Raw genomic sequence first — 10986 nt, forward strand, 5'->3', positions numbered from 1 at the left:
TGCATCATGGGCGTGTGCGCGGAAAGCGGCGTGCTGGCCAGCCCCTGCTCGGCTTCGGTATTCTCGATAATCACTTTTGAATCAATAACTTAGGTTGGCTGCTGGAGTGGCGTGCAGCCCGGCAATTTCGGGGGCGGGTGGCGCAGATTGCTGCAATCTACGCGCAGTCGCAAAAAATCCTCTGGGGAAAACCGGCAAGGCGCAGTGCGTGCCGGTGGCATTCCCGGCGCGGCAGGCGAGGCCGTGCGGGTGAAGAGCACATTATTGTCGATGACGCGGCTGTGCTGTGTCCGGCGCCAAGTGCCACACCCAGCGCGTGGACTTAGACTGCGCCGGCGTCAGCCACCGCCGCATTGCGCACGCGTCGGACAAGTGATTTGAATGAGAATAAGTCTCAATTGATATACACTGCGGCCTATCCTGTAAAGCGCTTCCCGCAGGGGACGAATCAGGGCTAGACCGCCGCACGATGGCCTGGCATCCAGGTCTTTCCCGGCATTCCATTTCCTGCGGCCCGCGTGCCGCGACCGCACTCTGCCGAGGCCGACCATGCACCTTGCCGCGCACGAAATCCCGCAACTCATCAGCGAGTACCACGCGTTGATGCGCCACTTCGGCAAGGCGCAGACGCGCTGCGACGCGCTGGTGCGCGCCCAGGCCGCGGAAATCGCGCGCCTGCAGGGCGAAGCCATGCGGTTGCGCGCGGCCGTGATCGTGCGCGACACCGCGCTGTCCTGGGAGCGTTCACAGCGCATGGATGCGGTGCGCGTCCTCATGCAGAACATGGCGCTCGAGCGCCTGCAATGGCAGCTGCGCGATCACCGCGCGCCGGCCGAGACCGGCGCGGTTGCGCTGCCCAGCCTGAGCGCCGATGCCGGGGCCGATGACCTCGAAGCCAGCTTCGAGGCCGCCGACCTGGTGATCTGCCAGACCGGCTGCCTGAGCCACGGCGCCTACTGGCGCGTGCAGGACCATTGCCGGCGCACAGGCAAGACCTGCGTGCTGGTCGAGCAATCCACGGCCGCGAGCATCACCGGTTTCGCGCCGCCGGCGCAGTCCGAGAGCGCGATCGAGTGGCTGGCCGCGCCGGCCGCATGAGCCCCGCGGCACCCCTGCACCGGGGCTGCTCGTTTGTCTTTCAGGGGTAACCCTCGCCAGGGTTGTTAGTATCTGCCAGCGGAAACGCGGCTTGGTGTCACCACATCAGCGCGCGGACCAGGCAGAAAACGGGCGCTACAAGTCCGTCTGCCGATCGGCATATAACAACGAAATGCTGGATCGTGGCGGCCATGAGCCGGCCGCGGTGCACAGAGGCAAGAGGGCTGGCATGCAGGATCAGAGTGAACGAACACGGGCAATGGCGGCTTGGCGCCAGGGCCTGAATGCCATGGCGGGTTGGCTCCCGGGAGGGCCTGCGCCCCGGCGCGAAGGCTCGCGCCTGCGCGAGCTGCTGGGGCTTACGCTCGCGGCCGGCGTGGGCGCGCTGCTCGCGGTGCAGGCGGTGACGCTGTGGCGCCTGGACGATCGCGCCCAGCAGCGCGAACGCATTCTCGACGAGACGCGCCAGGCGCTGCTGGCGCAGACGCTGCAAAGCGTCACGCTGTCGGGCGCGGTCGCGGTCGGCCTGGCCGACCCGGCGATCAAGGATCTCGCGCGCGGCCTCGATGTGCCGCCCGAAGTGGTGCAGCTGCATTTCGCGCAGTTGCGCATGCGCCTGCCCGTGCTCAGCGTGCATGTGATGGACCGTGACGGCCGCAGCATGGCCCAGGACGACAGCGAGCGCGTGTCGCCCGCACGGCTGCAGGCTTTCCTGCCTTATTTCCGCCAGGCCATGCTGGGCCGGCCCAGCGTGTTCGCGGCGCTGGAGGCGGGCACGCATGCACGCAACCTGTTCTATGTCGCCCCCGTGCGTTCCGGCGAATCGGTCGATTCACCCGTGCTGGGCGTGGTGGTGCTCAAGACCGACGCCGCGGCGCTCGATGCCGTGCTCAATCGCAACGACCTGACCACCTTGCTGCTCGATCCGCATGGCGTGGCGTTTTCCTCCACGCGGCCCGACTGGCGCTATGCGATGACCGCGCCGCTGACGCAGCAGCGCATCGACGCCGTGCGCCAGAGCGGGCTGTTCGGCGGGCATTTCGAAAATGGCGTGGCGTCGGCCCTGCCGTTCGCCGAAGACAGCGTGGAAGTGCGCGTCGATGGCGCGCGCCATCTGGTCGACCGGCGTGCGCTCAACTGGAACGACCCCGAAGGCGCGTGGGAGCTGGTGGCGCTGGACAACGTGAGCGTGCTGATGACCTGGCGCGACCGCTGGTGGGTGGCCTCGGTGTCGTTCACGCTGCTGATGCTGGCGGGCGCGATGGTGCTGCGCCTGCGTACGCTGGGCCGCTGCCTGCGCGCGGTGCAGGAGCGCCATGACGTGCTGCGCGAGGCGCTGCGCGTGAGCCCCATGGCCGCGGTGCTCACGGATGCCGACGGCCGCATCATCTGGGCGAATTCACGCTATGAACAGGAAAGCGGCCACGCACTGGCTGCGCTGCGCGGCAACAAGCCATCGATCGTCGCCAGCGGGCAGACGCCGCAGGCGACCTATCGCGACCTGTGGTCCACGCTGATGGCCGGCCAGCGCTGGGAAGGCCGGCTGGTCAACCGCGACAGCGCGGGCCGGCTGCACGAGGAACTGGTGCAGATCATGCCGGTGTTCGACCGCTGCGGCAGGCGCATTGCGATTGTGGGCTGGCACCAGCGGCTGGGCAGCGTGGCGTCGGTGGCGCCGGCCTTGCCCGCGCCCTGAGCCGGGGCGCAGACGAAAAAAAGCCGCCTGGCCGGGCGGCTTTTTCCTTGCGGCGCTGAAATCAGGCCTGGTCGTCCGCGGGAGCGGGCGCGGCTTCTTCAGCGGCGGGCTCGCCGTCTTCGGCCAGGGCCTGGCGCACGCCGGCCTTTTCGCCTGCGCCGGCAAACTTGCTGTACTTGCCCAGCAGCGTGACCAGGTTGCCATAGACGCGGGGGTTGCCGGCCATGCATTCGCGCTGCTCGAGGAAGTCGGCTTCACCGGTGTAGTTGCCGACCAGGCCACCGGCTTCGGTGATCAGCAGCGAGCCCGCGGCCACGTCCCAGATGCTCAGGCCGTTGTGGAAGAAGCCGTCGCTGAAGCCCGCAGCGACATAGGCCATGTCCAGCGCAGCCGAGCCCGACTGGCGCACGCCCGCGACGCGCGGCATGACGTCGGTGACCATGGCCATGAAGGCCTTGAAGTTGTCGCCCTGGCGGAACGGGAAGCCCGTGCCGATCAGGCAGTCGCGCATCTGCGCGCGCTTGCTCACGCGGATGCGGCGGTCGTTGAGGAACGCACCGCGGCCGCGCGTGGCGGTGAACAGGTTGTTGCGCGAAGGATCGTAGACCACAGCGTGCTCGATCTTGCCCTTGACGGCCAGAGCGATGCTCACGCAGTACACGGGCAGGCCGTGGATGAAGTTGGTCGTGCCGTCGAGCGGGTCGATGATCCAGACGAAGTCGGAATCCTTGGCACCGAATTCCTGGCCGGTTTCCTCGGCGAGGATGCCGTGGCCGGGGTAGGCGGTCAGCAGCGTTTCGATGATGGCTTTTTCGGCCGCCTGGTCGGTCTCGGTCACAAAGTCGTTGACCTGCTTCTGTGCGATGCGCACGGATTCCACGTCAAGAGCCGCGCGGTTGATGAGGGCGCCGGCGGCGCGTGCGGCTTTGATAGCCACGTTGAGCATGGGATGCAGGGTAGACGACATAGATTGTGAGCGTTGGCGCCGCGCTGCAAAAAGGCAGCGCAACACGCGGGTAAGAACAGGGGAAGGCCGGCCTCGGCGATGCGGGCGGCGACAATGGCTGGCGATTTTACCCGGCCTGCCCGATTTCTGCTGCGCTTTGTGCTGCAACCTTTGGCATCTGCCGCCTTTTGCCAACGCTTTTGTGAATGCCATGAAGACCCGATTCGTCCTGATCCAGACCAGCCATGCCGGCAATGTGGGTGCTGCCGCCCGCGCCATGAAGACCATGGGCTTCGATGACCTGGTGCTGGTCGCGCCGCGCTGGGCCAACGTGCTGCGGCGCGAGGAGACCATACAGCGCGCCAGCGGCGCGCTCGATGTGCTGGCCCAGGCGCGTATCGTCGAGACGCTCGACGAAGCCCTCGACGGCATGAGCCACCTGTGCGCCACGGCAATGACGCCGCGCGATTTCGGACCGCCCACGCGCGCGCCGCGCCAGCACCTGGAGATGCTGGTCCAGGGCAAGCTGCGCCCCGCATCTGCCGCGCCAGAAACCCCGGCCGCCCCCGAAACCGGCGTGGCCTTTCTGTTTGGCTGCGAGCGCTTCGGCATGGCCAACGAAGATGTGTACCGCTGCGACGTGGCGCTGTCGATTCCCTCGAATCCGCAATTCGGCTCGCTCAATCTCGGTGCGGCAATCCAGCTGATCGCCTATGAATGGCGCCAGGCGCTGGGCGGCTTCGCGCTCGAGAACGCCGCGCCCGCGCAGCTGCCCGACCGCGCCGATGCGGCCCAGGTGGGCGGCATGCTCACGCATTGGGAGCAGGCGCTCACGCACATCGGCTTCCTCGATCCCGCGGCGCCCAAGAAGCTCATGCCGCGGCTGAACCAGATGTTCAATCGCGCGCAACTGAGCCCCGAAGAAATCCACATCCTGCGCGGTGTCGCCAAAGCCATGCTGCAAAGCACGCCGCCAAACCGCTAGACTGACCGACTCCCCACTAAATTCTCCCCGCGATGCTCGCACGCCTGCGCTCCGATATCCAGTGCATTCTCGACCGTGATCCTGCGGCACGCAGCACCTGGGAAGTGGTGACCTGTTACCCCGGCCTGCACGCCATCTGGCTGCAGCGGCCCGCGCACTGGTGCTGGACCCATGACCTGCAATGGCTGGGTCGTTTCATCTCGCACATGGGGCGCTGGCTCACGGGCATTGAGATCCATCCCGGTGCGGTGATAGGCGAGCGCGTGTTCATCGACCACGGCATGGGCGTGGTGATAGGCGAGACCGCGGTGGTGGGCGACGGCTGCACCATCTACCACGGCGTGACGCTGGGCGGCACCTCGCTGTACAAGGGCGTCAAGCGCCACCCCACGCTGGGCCGCGATGTCGTGGTCAGCGCCGGCGCCAAGGTGCTTGGCGGCTTCGAAGTCGGCGACGGCGCGAAGATCGGCAGCAATGCCGTGGTCATCAAGCCCGTGCCGGCCGGCGCCACGGCCGTGGGCATTCCCGCGCGCATCCTGCCGTCCAAGGCCGGCCAGAGCGCCGATGTCATAGACCACGACGCGCCTGCGGCCGCGCCGCGCGCCTTCACGGCCTATGGCGTGACCCAGGAAGACGACCCCATCTCGCAGGCCATGCGCGGACTGAGCGAAGGCGCGGCCGGCCACGAGCAGCAGATTGCGCTGCTGTGGCAGGCGATAGAGAAACTCTCGGCCCAGACCAAGACCAACGACTGCGTGCCCTGCGAATCCGAGCGGCCGCAGAAGTTCGAGAAGGACAAGATCGACCAGCTGATGGGCAAGTAGGCCGCGTCAGAGCCATTCGACGCGTCCGCTGTCCAGGTCGTAGCGTGCGGCCACGATGCGCACCTTGCCGTCGGCAACGCCCTGGGCGATCGATGCGCTGCGCGTCGCAATCACCTGCGCCGTGCGGCGCGCGTTTTCGCGCACCGCGTTGTCGAGAAAATCGCCGGGCTGGTCCGCCACCGCGCGTGCCGCGGGAACGATGGCCGCGACCAGCGGCGCGATGAAGCCGGAATAACGCGCCTTGCCTTGCACCACGGCGCAGGCCGCTGCCACCGCGCCGCAGCGCTCATGGCCCAGCACCACGACCAGTGGAATGCCCAGTACGGAGCAGCCGTATTCAATGGTGCCCAGCGTGGCGGCATCGGGCATATGGCCCGCATTGCGTGCGACAAACAGCTGGCCCAGGCCCAGGCCGCCGAACAGCAATTCGGGGGGCACGCGGCTGTCGGCGCAGGAAACGATGGCGGCCCACGGGGCCTGGTGGCTCGCGAGCTGCTCCCTTTGCTCAGACAGCCGCGCCGCGCACAGCGACGGGGCCTGGACGAACTGCGCATTGCCGGCCTGCAGTCGCGCCAGCGCTTCGTCCGGAGCCAGGACGGGCGCAGGCTGCAGGTCTGCAGCCTGTAATGGGCCGCTGAACAGGCTGGCCGCCGCAAGCGTCAGAAAAGCGCGCCGGCGCACGCCGCGATCGCAAACTTCACACATGTCATTCCTTTAAAGGAAGGTGAGTGACCGCTGCCTGCCATTGTGTTCCGTCGGCGGCGGCTAGACTCTTTCTTATGTCGCTCGGAGGACCCAATGCCATGAATGTGAAAGATGCCCTGCATGCGCGCCGCTCGGTGCGCGCTTTCCTGCCCCGCGTGCCCGAGGCTGCCGTGGTGCGCTCGATGCTGCACTCGGCCGCGCGCGCCGCCTCGGGCGGCAACCTGCAGCCCTGGCGCGTGACCGCGCTGACCGGCGCGCCGCTGGCGCAACTGCTGGAAGTGGTGGCCCGGGCCGAGCCCAAGGACGGCCCCACAGGCACCTCCTACCCGCCCAGCCTCTGGGAGCCGTACCGCAGCCGGCGCTTCGAGAACGGCGAAGACCTGTACCGTACGCTGTCGATAGGCCGCGACGACAAGCCCGCGCGGCTCAATCAGCTGGCGCGCAACGCGCAATTCTTCGGCGCGCCCGTAGGCATCTTCGTGAGCGTCGATGCGCGCATGGGGCTGGCCCAGTGGGCCGATCTGGGCATCTATCTGCAGTCGCTGATGCTGCTGGCCGTGGAGCAGGGGCTGGCGACCTGCGCCCAGGGGTTCTGGCGCCGCTTTGGCGACACCGTGGCAGCGCAGCTGGCGCTGCCCGAAGGCTATGAGGTGGCCTTCGGCATTGCGCTCGGCTGGGAAGATATCGACGCGCCGATCAACCGCCTGCGCGCCACGCGCGCCGATCCGGGCGAATGGCTGCAACTGAAAGGCTTTTGAGGCACCGATGACGCATGTCATTGCGGTCGCGCGCGCGCTCGCGCTGCTCAAGGCGTTTTCTGGCGATGAGAGCTTTGTTTCGCTCGCCGAGCTGGCGCGGCGCACGGCCATGCACAAGCCCACGGTGCTGCGACTGGCGCGCACGCTGGCTGCCGATGGCTTTCTGGTCCAGCGCGCCGCGGACGGCGCCTGGCGCCTCGGGCCCAGCGCGGGCTTTCTGGGCGCGCGCTATCAGGCGCAGTTCGACGTCAACGCCATCATCGAGCCGCAGTTGATGGCGCTGGCGGAAGCGACGGGCGAGAGCGCGTCGTTCTACGTCTACGAGAACAGCGTGCGCAGCTGCCTGCTGCGCGTGGAGGGGCCGCGCGGCATTCGCCGCCATGTGCGTTCGGGCGAACTGTTGCCGCTGGACAAGGGCTCCGCCGGCCACGTGATTCTGGCTGCGCTGGGCGAAGCCGGTGCGGTCTACGACGCGATTCGCCGCACGGGCTACAGCGTGACGGCGGGCGAGCGCAGCGCGGGTGCCGCGAGCATCTCCGCCGCCGTGCACGGAGTGCGCCGCGCCGTGCTGGGCTCGGTCTGCGTCTCGGGTCCGGTCGATCGCCTGACGCCGGCGCAACTGGAATCCTTTGGCCCTGTCATCACGCAGACCGCGGCGCAAATTTCCTGGCAGCTGGGCGGTGTCTCCGTCGCCGCCTTGCGGTCCACCTGGCACCCGAACTGAGATCGGCAGGCCGTTGTGCCTGCTGGCGCGATCCGGCGGCCGTTACGCCAGGTGAAACGGTGTTCCGTTGTCGCCTTGGTGTTTCTACGATGTCTGCTGGCCCCGATCAGAGGGTTTCACCAAGGAGACAACAATGACCACCAAGCGAGTGCTGCTGCAGGCAGCCATCTGCGCGTGCGCGACTTTCGTTGCCCACCAGGCGCATGCCCAGGCCGACGCCTTCCCCAGCAAGACCCTGCGCTTCATCGTGCCCTTTGCGGCTGGAGGTCCGGCCGATGTGGTGGCGCGCGAAGTCGCCCAGGCCCTGGGCAAGGAGCTGGGCCAGTCCGTGGTGGTGGAGAACCTGGGCGGGGGCGCGGGCGTGCCCGCGACCAATGCCGTGGTCCGTGCGCCGGCCGACGGCTACACGCTGCTGTTCGCGGCTTCGGGCAACGTCGTGATCCAGCCGCTGCTGAGCAGGAAGCGCGTGGACATCCTCACGCAGCTGTCCCCGGTGGGCATGGTCACCACCAGCCCGCATGTGCTGGTGGTGTCTAGCCAGCTGCCGGTGCGCACGGTCAAGGAACTCATTGACCATGCGCAGGCCAACCCCGGCAACTTGAACTTTGCTTCCGCCGGCGTGGGCGGGCTGGCGCATCTGGCGTCCGAGTGGTTCATGCAGCAGGCCGGCATCCAGGGCCGGCATCTGGCTTACAAGGGCTCGTCGCAGGCCATGACGGATCTGGCGTCTGGCCAGGTGCAGGCCATGTTCAGCAGCCTGCCGTCCATGAAGGGCATGGTGGACAAGGGCTTGCTGCGCGTCGTGGGCGTGAGCTCCAGGTCGCAGTCGCCCACCTACAAGGATTTCCCGCTCATCAAGCAGGCCGGGCTGCCGGGCTTCGAATACACCACCTGGTATGGCCTGTTCGGCCCGGTCGGCGTGCCGCCGGCAGTGGTGGAAAAGCTGGGCACGGCGCTGGGCAAGCTGGCGGCCGACAAGGCGTTCGAGGCGCGCCTGCGCGAGCAGGGCGTGGATCTGCATGTCAGCGCGCCCCAGGAACTGGCCGAGCGCACGCGCAAGGAAACCGCCGCGTGGGACAAGGTGATCCGCGAATCGGGCATCCATCTCAACTGAAGCTCCCGACCCGCCCATGATCATCGACTGCCACGGCCACTACACCACCGCGCCCAAGGCGCTGGGCGACTATCGCCAGCGCCAGAAGGCGCGCCTGTTCGAGCCCGGAGCCCCGGCGCTGTACCCCGACGCGCGCATCAGCGACGACGAGATCCGCGCGAGCCTGGAATGCAACCAGCTGGCGACGCAGCGCGCGCGCGGCGTGGACATGACGGTGTTCTCGCCCACGGCCGGGGCAATGGCCCACCATGTGGGCAACGTGCAGACCAGCGCGCATTGGGCGCAGGCCTGCAACGACCTGATCCACCGCGTGGTCCAGCTCTATCCGCGCGAATACGCGGGCGTATGCCAGCTGCCGCAATCGCCGGGCGCGGACCTTTGGGCCAGCGTGGCCGAACTCGAGCGCTGCGTCACCGAGCTGGGCTTTGTCGGCTGCAATGTGAACCCCGATCCGTCGGACGGTCACTGGAGCGGGCCGCCCATGACCGACCGCCACTGGTATCCGCTGTACGAGAAGATGGTGGAGCTGGACGTCCCGGGAATGGTGCATGTGAGCTGCTCCTGCAATGCCAACTTTCACCACACAGGCGCGCACTATCTCAACGGCGACACCACGGTCTTCATGCAGCTGCTGCTGTCGGATCTGTTCAAGGACTTTCCCACGCTGCGCCTGGTGATTCCGCATGGCGGCGGCGCCGTGCCCTACCACTGGGGGCGCTACCGCGGGCTGGCGCAGCAGCTGCAGCGTCCGCCGCTGACGCAGTTGCTGAACAACGTGTTCTTCGATACCTGCGTCTACCATCAGCGCGGGATCGACCTGCTGCTCGATGTGATTCCGGTCGAGAACGTGCTGTTCGCTTCCGAGATCCATGGTGCCGTGAAGGGCATCGATCCGCAGACCGGCTTTCATTTCGACGATACGCGCCGCTATGTGGATGCGGTGCAGGGGCTTTCGGCGCAGGCGATGCAGCAGGTATTCGAGGGCAATGCGCGGCGCGTCTACCCGCGGCTGGACCGGCTGCTCAGCGCCCAGGGCCGTTGACGCTCGCCGCCCCGATTCCATTGCGTCGCCGACGCCGTTATACTCATCGCAGCTCCGGGGTGTGCTTATGCGCTGAGATGCCAGGCGGTCTGTGTGAACAGGCTGGCTGGCGAACCCGACGAACTTGATCCGGTTCATACCGGCGGAAGAAGAGCGAGACCCTGAAGCGGGGTGGGGGAGGCAGAAGTCAGTGGTGGGGCGCAATGTGCCTGCCACCGATCAAGACTGCAGTGCTTTCTTCCATCCGCGCCACCCATGGCTGCTCGTGCACCTGGGTGCGCGTGCGGGGCAAGTCCCCCGGCCGGCGGTGGTCCGTCCACAGCCCCAGCGGCAATGGGCGGGCGACAGGCTCGGCCTGGCATTCCTCGGAGCGTTGTTGATCCAACCACCATCCGAGGAGACTGCGATGAATGCCCGCGATACGGAATTTTCCACCCCCCCAGCCCCGTCCTTTGCGGATCTGCTCGCGCAATCGCGCCAGCCTTTTCCTGCGTCGCGCAAAAGCTATCTGCCGGGCCAGCTGCATCCCGAACTGCGCGTGCCCGTGCGCGACATCGCGCTGACCAATGGCGAACAGGTCAGCGTCTACGACACCTCGGGCCCGTATACCGACCCTGGCGTGCAGATCGACATCCGCCAGGGCCTGCCCAACCTGCGCGCGCCCTGGATAGACGCGCGCGGCGACACCGAGTGGTACGTTGGCCGCCCGCGCGTCGCGCTCGATGACGGCGGCCGCAGCGATGAAGCACTGCGCCTGAAGCAATTGCGCGCCGAGGCCGCGGGCCTGCAGCGCCAGCCGCGCCGCGCCAAGAGCGGTGCCAACGTGACGCAGATGCACTACGCGCGCCGCGGCATCATCACCCCCGAAATGGAATACGTCGCGCTGCGCGAGAACGGCCGGCGCGAATGGATAGCTGCCTACCAGCAGGACACGGCGCGCGAGCAGCGCCTCGCGGGCAACCCGCTGGGCGCGCGCATCCCGAAGATCATCACGCCGGAATTCGTGCGCGAGGAAGTGGCGCGCGGCCGGGCCATCATTCCCGCCAACATCAACCACCCTGAAATCGAGCCCATGGCGATTGGCCGCAATTTCA

General features: G+C 67.6%; 11 protein-coding genes and 1 riboswitch. Of the genes, 9 read left to right on the top strand and 2 right to left on the bottom strand.

Annotation, left to right across the window (positions count from 1 at the left end; genetic code table 11):
- The first annotated feature begins 549 nt into the window (after window positions 1–549).
- Window positions 550–1098 carry a DUF2325 domain-containing protein gene (locus RR928_RS22275; RefSeq protein ID WP_332537951.1) on the top strand — a complete coding sequence of 183 codons (549 nt, stop codon included), beginning with the start codon at window positions 550–552 and terminating at the stop codon, window positions 1096–1098.
- A gap of 289 nt (window positions 1099–1387) precedes the next feature.
- Entirely contained in the window at window positions 1388–2794 is a 1407-nt protein-coding gene (locus RR928_RS22280) for a PAS domain-containing protein (protein WP_332537952.1), read from the top strand.
- 61 nt (window positions 2795–2855) lie between these two features.
- Here the strand turns inward: RR928_RS22280 and RR928_RS22285 are convergent, their stop codons facing one another.
- Window positions 2856–3761, bottom strand: a complete 906-nt coding sequence (locus RR928_RS22285; protein ID WP_332537953.1) for an inositol monophosphatase family protein — start codon at window positions 3759–3761, stop codon at window positions 2856–2858.
- Window positions 3762–3951: 190 nt separating this feature from the next.
- Here RR928_RS22285 and RR928_RS22290 point away from each other — a divergent pair, with 190 nt between their 5' ends.
- Entirely contained in the window at window positions 3952–4725 is a 774-nt protein-coding gene (locus RR928_RS22290) for an RNA methyltransferase (protein WP_332537954.1), read from the top strand.
- 32 nt (window positions 4726–4757) lie between these two features.
- Entirely contained in the window at window positions 4758–5549 is a 792-nt protein-coding gene (gene cysE, locus RR928_RS22295) for a serine O-acetyltransferase (protein WP_332537955.1), read from the top strand.
- A gap of 6 nt (window positions 5550–5555) precedes the next feature.
- Here cysE and RR928_RS22300 read toward each other — a convergent pair whose 3' ends face one another.
- Window positions 5556–6254: a carbonic anhydrase gene (locus RR928_RS22300; protein ID WP_332537956.1), complete on the bottom strand. Its 699-nt coding sequence runs from the start codon at window positions 6252–6254 to the stop codon at window positions 5556–5558.
- Between the two features lie 98 nt (window positions 6255–6352).
- Here RR928_RS22300 and RR928_RS22305 point away from each other — a divergent pair, with 98 nt between their 5' ends.
- From RR928_RS22305 to RR928_RS22325, 5 genes are all read left to right on the top strand, one after another.
- Window positions 6353–7012, top strand: a complete 660-nt coding sequence (locus RR928_RS22305) for a nitroreductase (protein WP_332537957.1) — start codon at window positions 6353–6355, stop codon at window positions 7010–7012.
- A gap of 7 nt (window positions 7013–7019) precedes the next feature.
- Window positions 7020–7736, top strand: a complete 717-nt coding sequence (locus RR928_RS22310; protein WP_332537958.1) for an IclR family transcriptional regulator — start codon at window positions 7020–7022, stop codon at window positions 7734–7736.
- Window positions 7737–7869: 133 nt separating this feature from the next.
- The gene (locus RR928_RS22315; RefSeq protein WP_332684308.1) at window positions 7870–8850 is read left to right on the top strand and encodes a Bug family tripartite tricarboxylate transporter substrate binding protein; all 981 of its coding nucleotides are present in this window, start codon (window positions 7870–7872) and stop codon (window positions 8848–8850) included.
- A gap of 16 nt (window positions 8851–8866) precedes the next feature.
- Window positions 8867–9892, top strand: coding sequence for an amidohydrolase family protein (locus RR928_RS22320; protein WP_332537960.1), 1026 nt, complete (start codon window positions 8867–8869; stop codon window positions 9890–9892).
- Between the two features lie 45 nt (window positions 9893–9937).
- Window positions 9938–10060, top strand: a riboswitch (TPP riboswitch).
- A 238-nt stretch (window positions 10061–10298) separates the two neighbouring features.
- Window positions 10299–10986: phosphomethylpyrimidine synthase ThiC (locus tag RR928_RS22325; protein ID WP_332684310.1), on the top strand; the 688-nt coding region annotated here is incomplete at its 3' end.

The organism is Comamonas sp., assembly GCF_036666375.1.
Taxonomy (GTDB): domain Bacteria; phylum Pseudomonadota; class Gammaproteobacteria; order Burkholderiales; family Burkholderiaceae_C; genus Comamonas.